Source organism: Streptomyces albospinus, from assembly GCF_014648695.1.
Taxonomy (GTDB): domain Bacteria; phylum Actinomycetota; class Actinomycetes; order Streptomycetales; family Streptomycetaceae; genus Streptomyces; species Streptomyces albospinus.
The window spans coordinates 33,909-52,484 of the sequence record NZ_BMRP01000026.1; the positions used below are offsets into that span (position 1 = coordinate 33,909).

Genomic DNA, 18,576 nt, shown 5'->3' on the forward strand with positions numbered 1-18,576 from the left:
GCGCGCCGCTTCCCGCTCAGCCGTCGCGGCCGAGCGCGCCGACCAGCCAGTCGTGCGCGGCCCCCATCGTCGGACCGCCGCCGCCCGTCACCTCGTCGACGTACCGCCGGTACGCCCGCATCCGCGGATCCTCGCCCGCCGCCGAGACCACCCGCAGCCCGGCGCGGAACGCGGCGCCGTCCCGCTTGCGGCCGGCGTCCGGGAGCAGTCCCTCGTCCGAGCAGTGGCGCACGGTCTTGACCGTCACCCCCGCCCGGCGGGCCAGCTCCCCGATGCTCGGCGGCACCCCGCCCGGCTCCCCCGCCACCACGGGCCGCTACCCGTGCTCGGGCGGGCCGGTGACGCGGATGGCCAGGTCGTTGTCGAGCGTGTAGTACGGGCCGATCCGGAGCTCGCCGGCCGCGGCCCGCACCGTCAGCGCCGGGTAGCTGAACACCTGCTTCTTGTCCGCGACATCGTCCAGGAGGCGGGCGATGCGGACCGGCCGGGCGCCCTCGGCGGGGCGCAGCCACAGGTCCCACGGCCCGCTGCCGCGGCGCCAGCCGGCGGCCAGCCCGTCGTAGGGGACGGTGAAGGTGAAGTCCGGGCCGTCGACGGCCAACGGGACGGTGACGGCGGCCGGTTCCGTGTCCGCACCGCGCGCCCGGGCTTCGGCCTGGGCGCCGTCCGCCGGACTCGCCCCGTAGAGGCGGCCGGTGACCGTCATGCCCTCGGGCGTGACGAGGATGTCGCCGGCCTCGGCGTGCGGTCCGCGCAGCCAGCTCCGCAGCGCGAGATTGCCGAGCTTGGTCGCGTACGGGATCCGTACCCCGAGCCGGCCGATGCCCGCCAGCGGCCGGCGGTCCACCAGCGAACGCAGATCGTTGACGCCGGGCAGCAGCCGGCACGCGTCGCGCCCGTCGCCGAGGTCGGCGTAGGCGTTCCAGCGGCCCTCGGCGAGCGCGACGGTGCTGGGCAGTACGGCGCGCAGCCGTCCGGGACCGTTCGGCCCGAGCGGGAGCCGCACCTCGTCATCGGCGCCCTCGGTCCCCGCACCGCCGCGCAGCCGCAGCACCAGGGCCGCGCTCCACGAAGTGCCGGTGCCCTGAGGGACGTTCAGATCGAAGGTGAGGCCGCCCGCGGAGTCCGCGATGCAGTCGGCCTTCAGGTCCACCGGCACCGGCGGTTCCCCTCCCGTCGCCGTGGTCCGCCGCTCCCCCGGCCGGCCGCTGTCGGGTCTTTGGGCCGGGCTCCCGGCCGCGCCGGGCCCGGTGACGGTCGACCGCGTCGAGGCACTCATGCCGTTCGCACCCCTCTCACCGCGGCGCGGGCGGTGTGCTCGGCGGCGTACTTGGCCGCGTAGGCACCGCCGACCAGGGCTCCCCGGGCGCGGTGCAGGGAGTCGCGCAGGCTGTTGCCGCGCCGCACCGCGAGCAGTTCGGCGAAGAGCGCGGCATGGCGCCCGGCGACCGCTGCCGGGTCGAAGCGGGCGGAGGAGGCGAGCGCGGCGGCGCCCATCCGCCTGCGGGCGGCGTCGTCGCCGATCAGCGCGAGCAGCGCACCGGTCAGCGCCGCCGAATTCCCGGCCGGCACCAGCCTGCCGTCCACCCCGTCCGCGACGATCTCACCGGGCCCGTAGGGGCAGTCGGCGGCGACGACGGGCAGTCCGCAGCGCATCGCCTCGGCGGCCGTCGTCGCGGACGGCTCCCGGCCGGCGGTGACCGCGGCGATGGAGCCCTTGGCCCACTCGGACTCCAGGGGGTTGGCCGGGCCCATGAGGAACACGTGGTTGTACAGGCGGAGTTCGTCGATCAGGGCGCGCAGCGCGGCCTTCTCGGCGCCGCCGCCGTAGATCCGCAGCCGCCAGTCGGGGCGCACGGCGACGACCCCGGCGAAGGCCCGGACGAGGACGTCGAAGCGGGCGGCCCGGGTGAGCCGGCCGGCCGCCACCACCCATTTGCCGCTGCCGTCGGCGGGCGCCAGGCGCGGCGCGGGCACCCCGCTGGGCAGCGCCTCGACGCGGACGCCGGGCAGCCGCAGCCCGCGGCGCCAGGCGCGGGCGTCGGCCTCGCCGGCGGTGAGGACGGCGTCCAGCCGCGGATAGGCGCCGCGCAGCGCCGACTTGAGCGCCCTGCCGTGGCCGTCCAGGCCGATCCGCTCCTGGCCCACCCGGAGCGTGCCGCGGCGGGTCTGCCGGGCGATGTGCACATTCAGTCCCGGCCGGGTGCCGACCACCACATCCGCCTCGGTCCGGCGCAGGTACTGCGCGATCCGGCGGTCGGTGAGCTCGCTGTACTGGCCGGAGCTGCTGTCGGCGGCCGGGAAGACCCGGGCCGGGCGGGTGTGCGCCGGGTCGGCGCGGTCGCGGGCGGGACCGTGCGCCCGGAGGTCCACGAGATGCCGCAGCGCGACGCCGGGGCCCAGCTCCAGGGCCGGGGCGTCGCGGTACCGCAGCACGGAGACGACCTCGACGTCGTGCCGCTCGGCGAGGGCGCCCGCCAGGCCGAACGTCGTACGGACCGTCTCCCCGGTGCCATAGGCATGGTGAATGAGGAATGAGATGTGCATCCGTCCCCGCGTCCCCTGGTCTCCGCTCGTCCCGGTCCCCCCGCGGACCACGTCGCCCGCCCCTGACCGCCTCCGGCGTCCGGCTGTTGAAGAGTAAGACCGCCGAACGGCCTTCGCGGTTGGGGGCGTTCGCCAACTCGTGCCGAAAAGGTTAGGGCATCGGAACCGGGATCCGGGAACTCTTGCGGGAACGGGGCACTCAGGCGGAGCGTCGGAGGCGCGCCACCGGAAGCTTCAGCCGGGTCCCGACCTTCAGCCGCTCCGGATGCTCCCCGAGGGCCTTGCGGTTGGCCTTGTACAGCCCCCGCCAGCCGCCCTTGATGTGGTAGTGGTGCGCGATCCGGGAGAGGGTGTCACCGTGCCGTACGACATGGAAGGTGTCCTTGATCAGCCCGTAGCGCCGGGCGCACACCGGCCAGGCGCCCCAACCCTGGGCGGCCTGCACCCTCTTGGCCACCGTGATCTGCTCGTTCCGGGTCGCGAGGTCGGCGCGGTCGGCGTACCGGAGCCCGCCGAAGGCCTCCCAGGTGGGCTGCCAGAACTGGAGGCCCCCGTAGTAGTCGTTGCCGGTGTTGACGTGCCAGTCGCCGCTGCTCTCGCACTCGGCGAGGCAGCCCCACGGCCACTCGTCGTCGGCGCAGGCGTACGGGGGCCTGCCGCCGCCCCCGCCCCCGCCCCTGGCCCCGCCACCGCCAACCGGCTCTCCGTCGGCGACGGCGCCGCTGGGGAAGCACAGGACCAGGGCAGCGGCTGCCGCGGTGAGCAGCCCGACGGATTCCGCGAAGCGCCGCGGCGCCGAAGAGTTGTCCGACATAGCCGGTGACGGTAGGCAGCGGGCCGCCGGGCGCCACCGCGCCGCGCCCTCCGCCCCGCGAGCCCACCCGGTCCGGTGTACAAAACGCCGCCACCTGGGCCACGTTCTGTACAGGGATTGGCGGTGTGTGACCGGTTCTCGGACCCCTTTCCGCCGATTCCCGCTGTACGCCGATTGGTTCGATTCTGTTCCCGTCCGCGCGTGACTCTCCCGAAGGTCGCCCGTTGTCCTTGTACGAGCCGGGAGACCGCCCGGCAGCCGCTCAGAGATCGAGGAGCCACCCGTGCCGCGCATGCTCGACGTCAGCGACGACGTTCGCGCCGAGATCGGCGACGAAGAAGCCGACCGCCTGCTGGCCGGTGACGATGCCCCCGGCAGCTACGACTGCACCTCCTGCCGGACCCCCGGTGACAGCGAGCAGGAGCGGACCAGCACCGTGCTCTTCGTCGGCGAGGAGACCGCGGTCCTCGCATTCGCCCATGCCACGTGCATCCCCTCGCAGGTCGTCCCGGTCTCCGAGGAGCAGCTCCGGGGGGCCGTGCGCTCGATCACCGGCGAGGACGCCGCGCCCCGCACCCCCGGCTCGGAGCCCGCGCCGCCCGCCCCGATCCCCACCAACGACCGCCAGGCGACCCTCGGCATCACCTGCGGCCTGGTCCTGGTCAAGGACGAACTCCACCCCGCCCTCGTGGTGGAGCCCAACGGCCCGATCGCCCGCCCCGGCTCGGCCGGCCTGGAGGACGACTTCCTGCCGCTGCTCATCGAGCACGGCTTCGCCCCGGTCACGGACATGAACGCGCTGCCCGCCCCGATCGCCGGCTGGTCCGCGCTGCTGGCGATGGGCAAGCTGCACGCCGTCCTCCAGCCCGGCACCGCCGGCAGCCAGTCCGCCTGGTGGCAGGCCCATCAGCCGCTGGCCGTCTCGGACGGCTGGCGCACCGCGGCCAACAAGGCGCAGAGCGTGCTGATGTACGCTGCACCCTCCGGCGCCATCGGCCATCAGCCGCGCGAGGACCTGATGCGCCAGGCGCTGGAGCAGGCCGCCGGGAAGGGCGCGCTGGTCGCCGCGTCGATGCCGCTGGCCGGGACCTGACCGGCCGTTCCCCCGATCGCGGGAGTATGACCGCCCGATGTGGCGGGATTACGCCCGCGATCAGCCATTTCCGACCGAAAGCCGCATCCCGGGGCCATCGGGGTCGTTGGCACCTACGTGCACGCATACGACCCCTCCCCCCGCGCCCCCTACCCCCACTCGATCCCCGCGATGCGGCCGTCCCGCGAACACCGGACGCCGCACACCGCCGACCGTGGCTCCGCCACGCCGATCTACGACGCGTTGTACGCCGAGTACCGCCGCTCCTTCCGGGCGCTGCCCGGGGACCGTACGGACGAGGTGGAGGTACCGGAATCGCTGCGCGGCAGCGCGAGTTGGCGCCGTACGACGGCGTCGACGGGCCACTGGGAGGCCGTCGGGCGGCAGCCGTTCCAGTCCCGGGGCCAGATGCCGGCGCTGCCGCCGGGACAGCGGGATTCCTCCCGGCCCCCCGGCGGTCGCTGACACCGGCCGACCACCACGGGGGAGAGGAAACAGCCGCTTCCGCTCCTGCTCCTACTTCTTCTTGCTGCGCTTCTCGCGCACCCGCACGGAGATGTGGATCGGCGTCCCGTCGAAGCCGAACTCCTCACGGAGCCGCCGCTCGACGAACCGGCGGTAGCCGGCCTCCAGGAAGCCCGAGGCGAAGAGCACGAAGCGCGGCGGCTTGGTGCCGGCCTGGGTGCCGAAGAGGATGCGGGGCTGCTTGCCGCCGCGGATCGGGTGCGGGTGGGAGGCCACGATCTCACCGAGGAAGGCGTTCAGCCGCCCGGTGGGGATCCGGGTCTCCCATCCGGCCAGCGCGGTCTCGATCGCCGGGACCAGCTTCTCCATGTGGCGGCCGGTGCGTGCGGAGACGTTCACCCGCATCGCCCACGGGATCTGCACGAGGTCCCGCTCGATCTCGCGCTCCAGATAGAAGCGGCGCTCCTCGTCGAGGGTGTCCCACTTGTTGTAGGCGATGACCAGGGCGCGGCCGGCCTCCACGGCCATGGTGATGATCCGCTGGTCCTGGACGCTGATGGACTCCCCGGCGTCGATCAGGACGACCGCGACCTCGGCCTTCTCCACTGCCGCCGCGGTGCGCAGCGAGGCGTAGTAATCGGCGCCCTCCTGGAGGTGCACCCGGCGGCGGATACCGGCGGTGTCCACGAACTTCCAGGTCTTGCCGCCCAGTTCGATCATCTCGTCGACCGGGTCGCGGGTGGTGCCGGCCATCTCGTTGACCACCACCCGCTCCTCGCCGGCGACCTTGTTCAGCAGCGACGACTTGCCGACGTTCGGGCGGCCGATCAGCGCGATCCGGCGGGGGCCGCCGACGGCGGCGCCGAAGGTCTGCGCGGGCGCCTCGGGCAGCGCCTCCAGCGCGGCGTCCAGCATGTCGCCGGTGCCGCGGCCGTGCAGCGCGGAGACCGGGTGCGGCTCGCCCAGGCCCAGCGACCACAGCATGGCGGCGTCCGCCTCGCCGGACGGGCCGTCGACCTTGTTGGCGACCAGGACGACCGGCTTGCCGGCGCGGCGCAGCAACTTGACGACGGCCTCGTCGGTGTCGGTCGCGCCGACCTTGGCGTCCACGACGAAGACCACCGCGTCGGCGGCCTCGATCGCGAACTCGGCCTGCATCGCCACGGACGCGTCGATCCCGAGCACGTCCTGCTCCCAGCCGCCGGTGTCGACGACCTTGAAGCGGCGGCCGTTCCAGTCGGCCTCGTAGGTGACCCGGTCGCGGGTGACGCCCGGCCGGTCCTCGACGACCGCCTCGCGGCGGCCGATGATGCGGTTCACCAAAGTCGACTTGCCGACGTTCGGCCGGCCGATGACGGCGAGGACGGGCAGCGGGCCGTGCCCGGCCGCGGCGATGTCGCCCTCGACCTCTTCCAGGTCGAAGCCCTCTTCCGCGGCGAGCTCCATGAACTCCGCGTACTCGGCGTCGCCAAGCGCACCGTGCTCGTCGCCGGTGTGGATCTGCTCGTTCATGAAGTCCGTTCCTCGTTCATCCATGTGGTCGGTGGGCGGCTCGTGGCCGGCCCACTACTCAAGTGTCGGTCAGCGCCCGGTAAGGCGCCGGGCCTGTGCCAGGTGGGCGGTCAGCCGCTCCTGGATCCGTACGGTCGCCTCGTCCAGCGCCTTACGGGTGCGCCGCCCGCTGCCGTCGCCCGCCTCGAAGGCGTCCCCGAAGACGACGTCGATGCGACCGCGCAGCCGCGGCAGGGCCGGGGTGAGCCGGCTGGGGCGGTCGGTGCTGCCGAGCACCGCCACCGGGACGACCGGGGCGCCGGAGCGCACCGCGAAGTACGCGAGCCCGGCCCGCAACGAGGCGAAGTCGCCCTCGCCGCGGGTGCCTTCCGGGAAGATCCCCAGCACCCCGCCGGCCGCCAGCACGCCGAGCGCGTCGGTGATCGCCTTGCGGTCGGCGGCCTGGCGGTCCACCTTCAGCTGCCCGATGCCCCGCAGGAACGGGTCGAGCGGGCCGGCGAAGGCTTCCTTCTTGATCAGGAAGTGCACCGGTCGCGGTGCTGTGCCCATCAGCATCGGTCCGTCGATGCCGTGGGAGTGGTTGACGGCGAGGATCACCGGCCCGCTGGCCGGCACCCGCCAGGCGCCCAGCACCCGCGGCTTCCACAGGCCGTACATCAGCCCGATGCCGATCCGCCTGCCGACCGCGGCGCCCTGGGGGCTCGGCGGCTTGCCGGAGTCGGTCACCGAGTGACCCGCCCCGCTTTTTCGGCGCTGACGCCCTCGATGAGGGTGACCACGCACTCGATGACCTGATCCAGCGTCAGATCGGTGGTGTCGACCTCGACCGCGTCGTCCGCCTTGGCCAGCGGGGAGGTCTTGCGGGACGAGTCGGCGGCGTCCCGCTTGATCAGCGCCTCGCGGGTGGCGGCCAGATCGACGGCTTCCTTGCCCTTGAGCTCGCCGTTGCGCCGGGCCGCCCGCGCCTCCGGGGAGGCGGTGAGGAAGACCTTGAGGTCGGCGTCCGGCAGGACGGTTATGCCGATGTCCCGGCCCTCGACGACGATGCCGTGCGGCGCCTCGGCGGCGATGCTGCGCTGGAGGTCGGTGATCAGGGCCCGCACCTCGGGGACGGCGCTGACCGCGCTGACCGCGGCGGTGACCTCCTGGCTGCGGATCGGGCCCGCGGCGTCGAGGCCGTCGACGGTGATGGTCGGGGCGGCCGGGTCCGTACCGGAGACGATCACCGGCTTGGCGCTGGCGTCGGCCACCGCGGTCACGTCGTCGACGTCGATGCCGTTGGTCAGCATCCACCACGTGATCGCGCGGTACTGCGCGCCCGTGTCGAGGTAGCCGAGTCCCAGCTTGGCGGCGACGGCCTTGGACGTGCTGGACTTGCCCGTGCCTGCGGGGCCGTCGATGGCGACAATCACTGAAGCCGGGGCGGTCCGAGCGGCGGTTTCCACGGTGACGAACACCTTTCTTGTACACGGGGCGGCGGTCCAAGGCGACAAGGGCCTCGGACAAGGTTACTGGCTCACCCGCAGCGCGCCGTCCACGGAGTCACTGCCGGATCGACCACCCCCGCTCCCGCAGCTCCGCGGTGAGCACCGGCACCGCCTGCGGCTCGACCGTCAGCTGGATGAAGCCGGCCTGCTGGCCCGTGGCGTGCTCGATGCGGACGTCCTCGATGTTGACCCCGGCGCGGCCCGCGTCGGCGAAGATCCGGGCCAGCTCGCCCGGCTGGTCGCCGATGTAGACCGCGACGGTCTCGTACGCGGCCGGGGCGGCGCCGTGCTTGCCGGGCACCCGCTCGCGGCCGGCGTTGCCGCGGCGGAGCACGTCGGCGATGCCGGTGGCCCCGCTGCCCCGCTTCTCCTCGTCGGTGGACTCCAGGGCGCGCAGCGACCGCACGGTCTCGTCCAGATCGGCGGCGACCGCGGCCAGCACATCGGCGACCGGACCCGGATTGGCGGACAGGATGTCGATCCACATCGCCGGGTCCGACGCCGCGATCCGGGTCACATCGCGGATGCCCTGGCCGCAGAGCCGTACCGCGGTCTCGTCGGCGCCCTTGAGGCGGGCCGCGACGAGGCTGGAGAGCAGCTGCGGGGTGTGCGACACCAGGGCGACGGCGCGGTCGTGCGCGTCCGCGTCCATCACCACCGGGACGGCCCGGCACAGCGCGACCAGCTCCAGTGCGAGATTGAGCACCTCGGTCTCGCCGCCGGGGGCCGGGGTGAGCACCCAGGGGCGGCCCTCGAAGAGATCGGCGGTGGCGGCCAGCGGTCCGGAGCGCTCCCGGCCGGACATCGGGTGCGTGCCCAGATAGCCGGACAGGTCGCAGCCCAGCGCCTCCAGCTCGCGGCGCGGGCCGCCCTTGACGCTGGCGACGTCGATGTACGCCCGCGCCGCGCCGCGCCGCATCGCGCCGGCCAGCGCCGTCGCGACATGCGCCGGCGGCACGGCCACGATGGCCAGGTCGACCGGCCCCGGGGGCGCCTCGGCCGTACCGGCGCCGAGCGCGGCGGCCGTCAGGGCCTGCGCCTGGTCGTGGTCCTCCAGGAACACCTGGACGCCCCGGGCGTTCAGCGCCAGCGCGGCGGAGGTGCCGATCAGGCCCGTTCCGATGACGAGTGCGGTCCTCACTGGGCGATGTCCTTCCGCAGCGCTCCGGCCGCGCCCAGGTAGACATGGGCGATACCGGCCTTGGACAGCCCGGTCTCCACATGGGCCAGCACCCGCACCACGCGCTCCATGGCGCCGGCGACGTCCAGTTCCTGGGCGCAGATCAGCGGGACGTCCGTGATGCCCAGGCCGCGGGCGGCGGCGGCCGGGAAGTCGCTGTGCAGATCGGGGGTGGCGGTGAACCACACGCTGATCAGGTCGTCCGGCACCAGGTCGTTGCGCTCCAATATGGCGGTGAGCAGCTCGCCGACCTGCTCCTTCATGTGCTCCGCGTCGTCCCGCTCCAGCTGGACGGCCCCGCGGACGGCTCGTACCGCCACGTCACTGCTCCCCTGCGTCGTGTGCCGCGTCGCGCACCCTCGGCGCGCCCCGTGTCCGTGCGATATGCACGCACGATCAGCGTAATCGGCCGCACCGACATCCGTCCGCGGCGGCCGGTCGGCGAGATGGCCGACCGGGCACCCCCGCTGTCGTCAACCCGGTGACAGCGGCCCGCCCCACCAGCGACAATCGCCGCCATGCCGGAAGCCGCCACCGCTCACTCCCTGGTCACCGAGCACACCGTGTACGCGTGTGTGATGGGCTCGCGCGCCTTCGGGCTCGCCACCGAGAGCAGCGACACCGACCGCCGCGGCGTCTACCTCGCGCCCACCTCGCTCTTCTGGCGGTTCGAGAAACCGCCGACGCATGTGGAGGGGCCGCGCGAGGAGGAGTTCTCCTGGGAGCTGGAACGGTTCTGCCAGCTGGCGCTGCGCGCCAACCCCACCATCCTGGAATGCCTGCACTCCCCCTTCGTGGAGCACGCCGACGCCACCGGACGAGAACTGCTCGCGCTGCGCGGGGCGTTCCTCTCCCGGCAGGCGCACCGCACCTTCGCCGGCTACGCCACGGGCCAGCTCAGGCAGCTGCGCGCCGATGTGCGGCGGTACGGCGCGCCCCGGTGGAAGCACGCCATGCACCTGCTGCGGCTGCTGGCCTCCTCCCGCGACCTGCTGCGTACGGGCGTCCTGACGCTGGACGTCGGCCCGGCCCGCGAGGAGCTGCTGGCGGTGCGGCGCGGCGAGGTGCCCTGGGAGGCGGTGCAGCGCCGGATGGCGGCGCTGTCCGAGGAGGCCGAGGCGGCGGTGTCCGGCTCGCCGCTGCCCGCCGAGCCGGACCGTGCGCGGGTGGCGGACTTCCTCTACCGGACCCGCCGCGACTCGGCGCTGGGCCGGGTCTGAGGGGTCAGTCCCGCCCCGCGCCGCCGAGCCTGGCCCGGACGACCAGATCGTGCAGCGCGTCCCGGGCACCCGCCGCGTCCGGCAGCGCGGTCGCCGCCTGCGCGGCGTCCAGCCGGGCGTGCAGCGCCTCGATGTCGGTGCGCAGCCGGGCCGGGTCCACCACCGCGCCGACCGGTCCGTGTTCCGCCGCCTCCTTGGCCGCGATCAGCTCGGGTACGTAGGCGGGCGCCGCCAACTCGCCCACCAGGGTGGGCAGATGGGGCTCCAGGCGACCACTGGCCATCAGGTGGATGCCGGTCAGCAGCACCCGCAGGGTGTACAGCAGCGGCTTCAGCTCGCCGGTCTTCTCGAAGAGCCGCCACTGGGTGCCCGCGAAACCGCGGTAGTGGTGCACGTGATGGGCGGTGAGCAGCTCCGGCGCGAGCGCGACCAGCTCCTCGTGGACCGGCGTGGTGCGCACGACCAGCGGGGAGAGCAGCTGCTCCAGGACGTAGCCGTTGCGGCGCATCAGAAGCCGGGCGAACTTCCGCAGGTCGTGCGAGACCAGGTCCGTCTCGACGCCGTCCCGGTCCCCCATCCGCGTCCGGGTCTCCTCGGGCTCGCGCAGCCCCACGAGGTCGGCCGTCGGCAGCAGATGGGCGCCGCGCAGGTCCACGTCGGAGTCGCGGGACGGGAAGCCGTAGAGGTGCGCGCCGGAGACCGTGGCGAAGACCAGCGGGTCGCGCTGCTCCCCCACGATGGCGTCCAGGTCGACGGCGGGCAGACCGGCCGCCCGCAGCACCGCGTCCCGTCCGGCGGGCACCGCGCTTCCGCCGGCGGCTGCCGGGCGCTCAGGCATCCCAGGCCGTCCCCAGCGCCAGCAGCTCCTCGCGGTACTCGATCCGCCCGGCCCACTCCTCGGGCCACGCCCCGGCCCCCAGCCAGGCGCCCGCGAAGGCGCCCGCGAGGCAGGCGATGGAGTCGGAGTCGCCGGACGTGCAGGCCGCCCGGCGCAGCGCGGTGAGCGGCTCCTCGGGGAAGAGCAGGAAGCACAGCAGCCCGGTGGCCAGCGCCTCCTCGGCGATCCAGCCGGCGCCCGTTGCCAGGCACGGATCGGCCTCCGGGTCCGGCGCGGCGAGCGCCGCGTCCAGCCGGTCCAGGACGCCCAGGCACTCGTCCCAGCCGCGCGCGATGAAGGACACCGCCGTCGGGTCCTGGGACCGCCGCCAGAGGTCGCCGAGCCAGTCCTCCCGGTAGACGGTGCGCTGCGCGTGCGCGTATCCCCGCAGCAGACCGGGCAGTTCGGCCGGGCGGGCGCCGTCGGCGAGCGCCCGTACGGCATACGCGGTCAGGTCGCTGGCGGCGAGCCCGGTGGGGTGCCCGTGGGTCAGCGCGGACTGGAACTGCGCCGCACCGGAGCGCTGCGCCGCGGTCAGGCCCGGCACCAGCCCGATGGGCGCGACGCGCATATTGGCGCCGCAGCCCTTCGAGGCGATCTGGCTGGCTTCGGCCCAGGCCCGCGACGGGGCGCTGAGCAGTTCGCAGGCGCGCAGGCAGGTGCCGCCCGGTGCCCGGTTGTTGTCGGGCGACCGCCACCAGGCCACGTACTCGTCCCGTACGGGCCGCTCCAGCCCCGCGGCGGTCAGCTCGCCGCGCGCCATGGCCGTCCGCAGCCCGCGCCCCAGCGCGAGCGTCATCTGCGTGTCGTCGGTGACGAACGCGGGCGTCGGCAGGTCCATCCCCCGCCACGGCCCGCACTTCGCCAGGATCCCCGGCACATCGCTGAACTCGGTCGGAAAGCCCAGTGCGTCGCCGAGCGCCAGCCCGATCAGCGATCCCGTGGCCGCACGCCCCCCGTGGAGCTGCCCCATGAAAAACCACCCCTTAATCGTCACGATGACATTAAGGGGTGGTCCGGCGCTGCCGCAAGCGGCTTCGCCTACAGCTCGACCTCGCGCATCAGCATGCCGACCTCGGTGTTGGTCATCCGGCGCAGCCAGCCCGACTTCTGGTCGCCCAGGGCGATCGGGCCGAAGTGCGTCCGGACCAGCTTGTCCACGGGGAAGCCGGCCTCGGCGAGCATCCGGCGCACGATGTGCTTGCGGCCTTCGTGGAGGCTCACCTCGACGAGGTAGTTCTTGCCGGTGTTCTCCACGACCCGGAAGTGGTCGGCGCGCGCATAGCCGTCCTCCAGCTGGATGCCGTCCTTGAGCTGCTTGCCCAGGTCGCGCGGGAGCGGGCCCTGGATCGCGGCGAGGTAGGTCTTCCGGACGCCGTAGCGCGGGTGGGTCAGCCGGTGGGCCAGCTCACCGTGGTTGGTGAGCAGGATGATGCCCTCGGTCTCGGTGTCCAGCCGGCCGACGTGGAAGAGCCGGGTCTCCCGGTTGGTGACGTAGTCGCCCAGGCACTGGCGCCCGTCCGGGTCCTCCATCGTGGAGACGACGCCGGCCGGCTTGTTCAGCGCGAAGAAGAGGTACGACTGGGTGGCGACCGTCAGGCCGTCGACCTTGATCTCGTCCTTCTCCGGGTCGACCCGGACGCCCTGCTCCATGACGACCTTGCCGTTGACCTCGACGCGCGCCTGCTCGATCAGCTCCTCGCAGGCCCGCCGGGAGCCCATACCGGCCCGGGCCAGCACCTTCTGGAGCCGCTCGCCCTCCTGCTCACCGAAGGTCTTGGGGGTCTTGACCTGCGGCTTGTCGTAGCGGGCGCGGTTGCGCTCCTCGATCTTGGCGTCGTACTCACGGGACCGCGCGGGCGCCGGGCCGCGGCCGCGCTGCTGACCGTCCTTGCCGCCCGGCCGGCCGCCCTGGGACGCGCCCGTACGGGGACCGCCCTTGGCTCCGCCGCGGGCCGCCGCGCCGCGGGCGCCGCCCTTGCCGCCGCCCCCGCGCTCGCCGCTCCCGGCGGATCCGCCCACGTCGTAGCGGCGCTCCTCGGGACGGGGGCGGCCCGCGCGCTGCTGCTTCTCGTCCCGCTTGTTGCCAGCTCCGCGGTAGTTGCCCCTACCGCTACCGCTGCCGCTGCTGTTCCTGCCGCTGCTTCGCATCATGATCCGTCTGAGAGTCGCCGCTGTCGTCTACGTCGAACGACGGGATACCTTCCGGGGAGTCGCCCTCGACCGCGTCCGCCTCCGGGAGGAACGGTGCGAGCTCAGGGAGCTCGTCCAGGCCGCGCAGGCCCATCCGCTCCAGAAAGTAATTCGTCGTCCTGTACAGGATCGCACCTGTTTCAGGTTCCGTCCCCGCCTCCTCCACCAGGCCGCGCTGGAGGAGCGTGCGCATCACGCCGTCACAGTTCACTCCGCGCACGGCCGAGACACGGGAACGGCTGACCGGCTGACGGTACGCGACCACGGCCAGAGTCTCCAATGCGGCCTGCGTGAGCCGGGCCTGCTGGCCGTCCAGGACGAAGCTCTCCACCGCGTCCGCGTACGCGGCCCGCGAGTAGAACCGCCAGCCCCCGGCCACCAGCCGCAGATCGAAACCGCGCCCCTCGCGGGTGTAGTCGTCGGACAGCTCGCGCAGCGCCAGCGCGACCGCCCGGCGGGGCCGCTCCAGCACCCTGGCCAGGTGCTCCTCGGTAGCGGGCTCGTCGACGACCATGAGGACGGCCTCCAGCGCGGGCTTCAGCTCCAGCCCTTCGAGGCCCATCGCCCCGCTGGGCGCGTCCGCGTCCTCCGGGAGCTCCCCGGGGCCCCGCTCCGTGATGTCGTACGCCGCGCCGCTCACGCCCGCGCCTCCTCTTCCTCTTCCGCCGTGTCCGTCGTTCCCGCCGGCCCGTCCGGCTCCCGCTCGCCCGACTCCCGGTCGAACTCGTCGGTGACCACCGGCGCGGCCCCCTCCGCGCCCGTCCAGCGCACCGTCAGCGCCCCCAGGGCCTCCTCCTGGTCCAGGGCCACCACCCGCTCCCGGTAGAGCTCCAGCAGGGCCAGGAAGCGCGCCACGACGGTGAGGGTGTCCGGTGCGTCCGCGATCAGCTCCTGGAAGCCGGCCTCGCCCGCCTCCCGCAGCCGCGCCATCACCACGCCGGCCTGCTCCCGCACGCTCACCAGGGGCGCGTGGATGTGATCGACGTAGACCTGCGGCCTGGCCTTGGGCTGCATCGCCTTGACGGCCAGCTTGGCGAACCCCTCCGCCCCGATGCTGATGACGACCTCGGGCAGCAGCTCGGCGTGCTGCGGCTCCAGCCCGACCGTACGGGGGTAGCGGCGCGCCTCGTCGGCCAGCCGGCCGCTGAAGATGTCCGCGACCTGCTTGTACGCGCGGTACTGGAGCAGCCGGGCGAAGAGCAGGTCCCGGGCCTCCAGAAGGGCCAGGTCCGCCTCGTCCTCCACCTCGGCCGCGGGCAGCAGCCGGGCCGCCTTGAGGTCCAGCAGCGTGGCCGCGACGACCAGGAACTCCGTGGTCTGGTCGAGGTCCCAGTCCGGCCCCATGGCCCGGATGTGCGCCATGAACTCGTCGGTCACCCTGGACAGCGCGACCTCCGTGACGTCCAGCTTGTGCTTGGAGATCAGCTGGAGCAGCAGGTCGAAGGGGCCCTCGAAGTTGTCCAGCCGGAGGGTGAAGCGCCCGTCACCGCCCTCCCGAGGAGCCTCGCCGGCGGGGGCGGCGGCCTCAGCCGCCACGGGCTCCCCGGCCGCGGCCTCCGGCGGCGCGGCATCGCCCGGCACGGCCTCACCCGGTACGGCCTCGGGCAGCACGGCCTCGGGCGGAACGGTGTCTCCCGGCGCGGCCTCATACGGCTGCTCCCGGGGGGCCGGCGTTTCCCGGGCCGGCTCCGGTACGGCCTCCGGTGCGGCCCCCGGCCCCCGGCCCAGGGCTCGTCGGGCACGGGGGGCGGGGGCGTCGTCGTCGGTCGTGGGCATCGCGGTCCAGGGTGCTGCGGTCCCGCGCCTGAGGGCGGCGGGCTGGTCACGGCGGGGCATCCCGCCGAAGTAGGAGGCTATCCGGCGGCCGGCTAGCGACCGCGCAGCCGCCGCACCAGGATGCTGGCGTCGCCGCGCGATTCCAGGTCGGCGAGGACCACGGCCACCGCCTCGCGGACGATCCGGCCGCGGTCGACGGCGAGACCGTGCTCGCCGCGCAGGACCAGGCGGGCGTGTTCCAGGTCCATGAGCTCCTCGGCGGAGACATAGACGGTGATCTTCTCGTCGTGCCGTTCCCGGCCGCTGGGGCGGCGGTTGGCACCGCGCCCACCGCGCCGGCGGCCCGGCCCGGCGCCCTGCGCGCTCTCGGCCTCGCCCCGGCCGGCCCGGCCCGCCGCCGTCCGGTGCCCCTTGGGGCTCTCCGGCTCCGGCTCCCGGCCGCTGTGCTCGGCCGGTGCCCCGGCGGGCGCCGTACGCGCCGCTGAACCGCCGTCAGCAGCCGGTGCGCCCTCGGGGTCCGCGCCGTTCTCCGGCCGCCGCTGCCGGGCGGCACCCGCCTCGGGCACGTCCGCGGCCGAGTCCGACTCACCGGCCGGCGCAGGCACGCGGGGTGCCTCGCCGGCCGGGGCGCCGTTCGCCGAGCGACGGGGAGCGGACGGTTGCAGCCCCACTCCCCCGGTGGTACGGAACAGTTCGTCGGCTCCGGGCAGACTCACTCGGCGTGACACCGGGCGAGCACCTCCCTGGCGAGCTGGCGATAGGCGGCGGCACCCACGGAGTTGGACGCGTACGTGGTGATCGGCTCGCCCGCGACGGTGGTCTCGGGGAAGCGGACCGTACGGCCGATGACGGTGTGGTAGACGTGGTCGTCGAATGCCTCGACGACGCGCGCCAGGACCTCACGGCTGTGCACGGTACGGGAGTCGTACATCGTCGCCAGGATGCCGTCCAGCTCCAGTTCGGGGTTGAGCCGTTCCTGGACCTTCTCGATCGTCTCGGTCAGCAGCGCGACACCGCGCAGCGCGAAGAACTCGCACTCCAGCGGGACGATGACCTTGTGAGCGGCCGTCAGGGCGTTGACGGTCAGCAGGCCGAGCGAGGGCTGGCAGTCGATGACGATGTAGTCGTAGTCGGCCAGCAGCGGCTTCAGCGCCCGCTGGAGGGTCGACTCGCGGGCGACCTCGCTGACCAACTGCACCTCTGCCGCGGACAAATCGATATTGCTGGGCAGCAGGTCCATGTTGGGGACCGCGGTCTTGAGCAGGACCTCGTCGGCCGACATGCCCCGCTCCATTAGCAGGTTGTAGACCGTCAGGTCGAGCTCCATCGGGTTGACGCCGAGTCCGACCGACAGGGCTCCCTGCGGGTCGAAGTCGACGAGCAGCACCCGTCGTCCGTATTCGGCGAGTGCGGCGCCCAGGTTGATGGTCGAGGTGGTCTTGCCGACCCCGCCCTTCTGGTTGCACATCGCGATGATTTTGGCGGGGCCGTGATCCGACAGCGGTCCCGGGATGGGGAAGTACGGGAGCGGTCGCCCGGTCGGGCCGACGCGCTCGCGGCGCTGGCGCGCGGCGTCCGGCGCGAGCGTCGCCGCGTATTCGGGGTCCGGTTCGTACTCCGCGTCCGGATCGTAGAAGTGCCCCTCGGGCAGGTCGTCGTAGTCGGCGAGACGGGCGGGTTCTCCACTGCCCCGGTCGCCGGCCATGGCGTTCACGTGATGGCCGTCCATGCTCTGGTGGGCTGTCGTGGAAATGCTCTGGTGTGCTGCGAAGGTGTGGACCGCTACGGAGCCGACAGCCTCGCGCCCCGAGGGACCCTGGCCCCGTGCAACTGCTCCTGGCCGACCACCTCCGGGAGTAAATGTCGACTCATTCACAAGTCGTCTTACCTCCTTGGATGTGACCAGGAAACTTATCGATAGGTCAGCGTGGCACCATGCCGACGGTTGGCGACTCTATGGCGTGTCGGGCGTCCGCAGCAACACAATCCGCGCGACCCGGCCCGATGTGTCGGTAACGGAACCCCTCGATGTCAAGGGTGCACAGCGCACTGGCGCGAAGTTTCGGGGGTACGCGAATCGGTTAAAGGGTTACGTTCGCGGCGAGTTGAGAGTCGGCCGCCCGGAGCCGCTTCCGGGGCGTGTCGCACATGCGACCGGCCGGGCCCTGTCGACAAGGCCCGGCCGGTTGTGCGGCATTGACGCGCGCGGTTGACGCCTCAGCCGAGGAGCGTGCGCAGCTCGGTGCACTCCAGGCCGTGCGCCTCGGCGACCTCGGGGTAGACCACCTTGCCGTCGTGCGTGTTCAGGCCCTTGGCCAGCGCCGGGTCACGGCGCAGCGCCTCGACCCAGCCGCGGTTCGCCAGCTCCACGATGTAGGGCAGCGTGGCGTTGGTGAGGGCGTAGGTGGAGGTGTTGGGCACCGCGCCGGGCATGTTGGCGACGCAGTAGAAGACCGAGTTGTGGACCTGGAAGGTCGGCTCGGCGTGCGTGGTCGGCTTGGAGTCCTCGAAGCAGCCGCCCTGGTCGATGGCGATGTCGACAAGAACACTTCCGGGCTTCATCTTGGCGACGAGCTCGTTGGTGACCAGCTTCGGGGCCTTGGCACCCGGGATCAGGACCGCACCGACGACCAGGTCGGCCTCGACGACGGCCTTCTCCAGCTCGTAGGCGTTGGAGACGATCGTCTGCACCTTGGTGCCGAAGATCTTGTCGGCCTCGCGCAGCTTGTTGATGTCCTTGTCGAGCAGGGTGACGTGGAAGCCGAGGCCCACGGCGATCTGCACGGCGTTCCAGCCGGAGACGCCACCGCCGATGACGACGGCCTTGCCCGCCTGGACGCCCGGGACGCCGCCCGGCAGCACGCCGCGGCCACCGGCCTGGCGCATCAGGTGGTACGCGCCGACCTGCGGGGCGATCCGGCCCGCGACCTCGGACATCGGGGCGAGCAGCGGCAGCTGGCGGCCGGCCGTCTCGACGGTCTCGTAGGCGATGGCGGTGGTGCCGGACGCCAGGAGGGCGTCGGTGCACTCCTTGGAGGCGGCCAGGTGCAGGTAGGTGAAGAGCGTCTGGTCCTTGCGGAGGCGGTGGTACTCCTCGGCGATCGGCTCCTTGACCTTCAGCAGCAGGTCGGCGGTGCCCCAGACCTCATCGGCGGTGTCGAGGATGGTGGCGCCCGCGGAGACGTACTCCTCGTTCGTGATGGACGAGCCGAGGCCGGCGTCCTTCTCGATGAAGACCTGGTGGCCGTTGCGGACGAGCTCGTTGACTCCGGCGGGCGTGATAGCCACCCGGAACTCGTTGTTCTTGACTTCGCGGGGGATGCCGACCTTCACGTCGATCACGGTCCTTGAATGAGAGCTTGCAGAGGAATTATCCCCTCATGCGATGCATGACGGAACTGACCGCGCCATA

At 73.2% G+C, this 18,576-nt stretch carries 20 protein-coding genes; 3 read left to right on the plus strand and 17 right to left on the minus strand.

What is annotated here, in order from left to right; genetic code table 11:
- Window positions 1-16 precede the first annotated feature (16 nt).
- From IEZ17_RS44615 to IEZ17_RS28535, 4 genes are all read right to left on the minus strand, one after another.
- Window positions 17-286, minus strand: coding sequence for a MerR family DNA-binding transcriptional regulator (locus IEZ17_RS44615; RefSeq protein WP_373299970.1), 270 nt, complete (start codon window positions 284-286; stop codon window positions 17-19).
- 30 nt (window positions 287-316) lie between these two features.
- Window positions 317-1,279 carry a hypothetical protein gene (locus tag IEZ17_RS28525; RefSeq protein ID WP_229852742.1) on the minus strand — a complete coding sequence of 321 codons (963 nt, stop codon included), beginning with the start codon at window positions 1,277-1,279 and terminating at the stop codon, window positions 317-319.
- Window positions 1,276-2,547 carry a glycosyltransferase gene (locus IEZ17_RS28530; RefSeq protein WP_189305052.1) on the minus strand — a complete coding sequence of 424 codons (1,272 nt, stop codon included), beginning with the start codon at window positions 2,545-2,547 and terminating at the stop codon, window positions 1,276-1,278. Before IEZ17_RS28530 ends, IEZ17_RS28525 begins: the two co-directional genes overlap by 4 nt.
- A 199-nt stretch (window positions 2,548-2,746) precedes the next feature.
- Window positions 2,747-3,361, minus strand: a complete 615-nt coding sequence (locus IEZ17_RS28535) for a LysM peptidoglycan-binding domain-containing protein (RefSeq protein WP_189305054.1) — start codon at window positions 3,359-3,361, stop codon at window positions 2,747-2,749.
- Between the two features lie 283 nt (window positions 3,362-3,644).
- Here IEZ17_RS28535 and IEZ17_RS28540 point away from each other — a divergent pair, with 283 nt between their 5' ends.
- Both IEZ17_RS28540 and IEZ17_RS28545 read left to right on the plus strand, forming a co-directional pair.
- Window positions 3,645-4,454, plus strand: a complete 810-nt coding sequence (locus IEZ17_RS28540; protein WP_189305056.1) for a DUF8842 C-terminal domain-containing protein — start codon at window positions 3,645-3,647, stop codon at window positions 4,452-4,454.
- A gap of 171 nt (window positions 4,455-4,625) precedes the next feature.
- Entirely contained in the window at window positions 4,626-4,919 is a 294-nt protein-coding gene (locus IEZ17_RS28545; RefSeq protein WP_229852744.1) for a hypothetical protein, read from the plus strand.
- 51 nt (window positions 4,920-4,970) lie between these two features.
- Here IEZ17_RS28545 and der read toward each other — a convergent pair whose 3' ends face one another.
- The 5 genes from der to aroH all read right to left on the minus strand — a co-directional run bounded on the left by der (window position 4,971) and on the right by aroH (window position 9,418).
- Complete coding sequence (der, locus tag IEZ17_RS28550) at window positions 4,971-6,431, minus strand: ribosome biogenesis GTPase Der (protein ID WP_189305060.1); 1,461 nt, start codon at window positions 6,429-6,431, stop codon at window positions 4,971-4,973.
- Window positions 6,432-6,500: 69 nt separating this feature from the next.
- Window positions 6,501-7,157 (minus strand): lysophospholipid acyltransferase family protein, encoded by a 657-nt coding sequence (locus tag IEZ17_RS28555; protein WP_189305062.1) that lies wholly within the window; start codon window positions 7,155-7,157, stop codon window positions 6,501-6,503.
- Window positions 7,154-7,888, minus strand: coding sequence for a (d)CMP kinase (cmk, locus tag IEZ17_RS28560; RefSeq protein WP_189305064.1), 735 nt, complete (start codon window positions 7,886-7,888; stop codon window positions 7,154-7,156). The genes IEZ17_RS28555 and cmk overlap by 4 nt, the downstream gene beginning before the upstream one ends.
- 85 nt (window positions 7,889-7,973) lie before the next feature.
- Entirely contained in the window at window positions 7,974-9,059 is a 1,086-nt protein-coding gene (locus tag IEZ17_RS28565) for a prephenate dehydrogenase (protein ID WP_189305066.1), read from the minus strand.
- Complete coding sequence (gene aroH, locus IEZ17_RS28570; RefSeq protein WP_043263717.1) at window positions 9,056-9,418, minus strand: chorismate mutase; 363 nt, start codon at window positions 9,416-9,418, stop codon at window positions 9,056-9,058. The genes IEZ17_RS28565 and aroH overlap by 4 nt, the downstream gene beginning before the upstream one ends.
- Before the next feature lie 198 nt (window positions 9,419-9,616).
- Here aroH and IEZ17_RS28575 point away from each other — a divergent pair, with 198 nt between their 5' ends.
- Window positions 9,617-10,318, plus strand: a complete 702-nt coding sequence (locus IEZ17_RS28575; protein ID WP_189305068.1) for a nucleotidyltransferase domain-containing protein — start codon at window positions 9,617-9,619, stop codon at window positions 10,316-10,318.
- Between the two features lie 4 nt (window positions 10,319-10,322).
- Here IEZ17_RS28575 and IEZ17_RS28580 read toward each other — a convergent pair whose 3' ends face one another.
- From IEZ17_RS28580 to ald, 8 genes are all read right to left on the minus strand, one after another.
- Entirely contained in the window at window positions 10,323-11,156 is an 834-nt protein-coding gene (locus IEZ17_RS28580; protein ID WP_189305071.1) for a nucleotidyltransferase domain-containing protein, read from the minus strand.
- Window positions 11,149-12,168 carry an ADP-ribosylglycohydrolase family protein gene (locus IEZ17_RS28585; RefSeq protein ID WP_189305073.1) on the minus strand — a complete coding sequence of 340 codons (1,020 nt, stop codon included), beginning with the start codon at window positions 12,166-12,168 and terminating at the stop codon, window positions 11,149-11,151. Before IEZ17_RS28585 ends, IEZ17_RS28580 begins: the two co-directional genes overlap by 8 nt.
- A gap of 68 nt (window positions 12,169-12,236) precedes the next feature.
- Window positions 12,237-13,346, minus strand: a complete 1,110-nt coding sequence (locus IEZ17_RS28590) for a pseudouridine synthase (protein WP_189305133.1) — start codon at window positions 13,344-13,346, stop codon at window positions 12,237-12,239.
- Entirely contained in the window at window positions 13,309-13,950 is a 642-nt protein-coding gene (gene scpB / locus IEZ17_RS28595; protein ID WP_229852751.1) for an SMC-Scp complex subunit ScpB, read from the minus strand. The genes IEZ17_RS28590 and scpB overlap by 38 nt, the downstream gene beginning before the upstream one ends.
- Window positions 13,951-14,024: 74 nt before the next feature.
- A complete protein-coding gene (locus IEZ17_RS28600) occupies window positions 14,025-15,164 on the minus strand; it encodes a segregation and condensation protein A (RefSeq protein ID WP_189305077.1) in 1,140 nt (379 codons plus the stop codon).
- A gap of 92 nt (window positions 15,165-15,256) precedes the next feature.
- Complete coding sequence (locus IEZ17_RS28605) at window positions 15,257-15,892, minus strand: hypothetical protein (protein WP_189305079.1); 636 nt, start codon at window positions 15,890-15,892, stop codon at window positions 15,257-15,259.
- Window positions 15,877-16,893: a ParA family protein gene (locus tag IEZ17_RS28610; RefSeq protein WP_018087947.1), complete on the minus strand. Its 1,017-nt coding sequence runs from the start codon at window positions 16,891-16,893 to the stop codon at window positions 15,877-15,879. Before IEZ17_RS28610 ends, IEZ17_RS28605 begins: the two co-directional genes overlap by 16 nt.
- A gap of 488 nt (window positions 16,894-17,381) precedes the next feature.
- Window positions 17,382-18,497, minus strand: coding sequence for an alanine dehydrogenase (gene ald, locus IEZ17_RS28615; RefSeq protein ID WP_189305135.1), 1,116 nt, complete (start codon window positions 18,495-18,497; stop codon window positions 17,382-17,384).
- Window positions 18,498-18,576 lie beyond the last annotated feature (79 nt).

Bases quoted from the DNA above. Each gene is read 5' to 3' on its own strand.
- IEZ17_RS28525 (WP_229852742.1), bottom strand. From the start codon at position 1,279: ATGAGTGCCTCGACGCGGTCGACCGTCACCGGGCCCGGCGCGGCCGGG.
- IEZ17_RS28530 (WP_189305052.1), bottom strand. From the start codon at position 2,547: ATGCACATCTCATTCCTCATTCACCATGCCTATGGCACCGGGGAGACG.
- IEZ17_RS28535 (WP_189305054.1), bottom strand. From the start codon at position 3,361: ATGTCGGACAACTCTTCGGCGCCGCGGCGCTTCGCGGAATCCGTCGGG.
- IEZ17_RS28545 (WP_229852744.1), top strand. From the start codon at position 4,626: ATGCGGCCGTCCCGCGAACACCGGACGCCGCACACCGCCGACCGTGGC.
- der (WP_189305060.1), bottom strand. From the start codon at position 6,431: ATGAACGAGCAGATCCACACCGGCGACGAGCACGGTGCGCTTGGCGAC.
- IEZ17_RS28575 (WP_189305068.1), top strand. From the start codon at position 9,617: ATGCCGGAAGCCGCCACCGCTCACTCCCTGGTCACCGAGCACACCGTG.
- IEZ17_RS28580 (WP_189305071.1), bottom strand. From the start codon at position 11,156: ATGCCTGAGCGCCCGGCAGCCGCCGGCGGAAGCGCGGTGCCCGCCGGA.
- IEZ17_RS28585 (WP_189305073.1), bottom strand. From the start codon at position 12,168: ATGGGGCAGCTCCACGGGGGGCGTGCGGCCACGGGATCGCTGATCGGG.
- IEZ17_RS28590 (WP_189305133.1), bottom strand. From the start codon at position 13,346: ATGCGAAGCAGCGGCAGGAACAGCAGCGGCAGCGGTAGCGGTAGGGGC.
- scpB (WP_229852751.1), bottom strand. From the start codon at position 13,950: ATGGGCCTCGAAGGGCTGGAGCTGAAGCCCGCGCTGGAGGCCGTCCTC.
- IEZ17_RS28600 (WP_189305077.1), bottom strand. From the start codon at position 15,164: ATGCCCACGACCGACGACGACGCCCCCGCCCCCCGTGCCCGACGAGCC.
- IEZ17_RS28610 (WP_018087947.1), bottom strand. From the start codon at position 16,893: ATGGACGGCCATCACGTGAACGCCATGGCCGGCGACCGGGGCAGTGGA.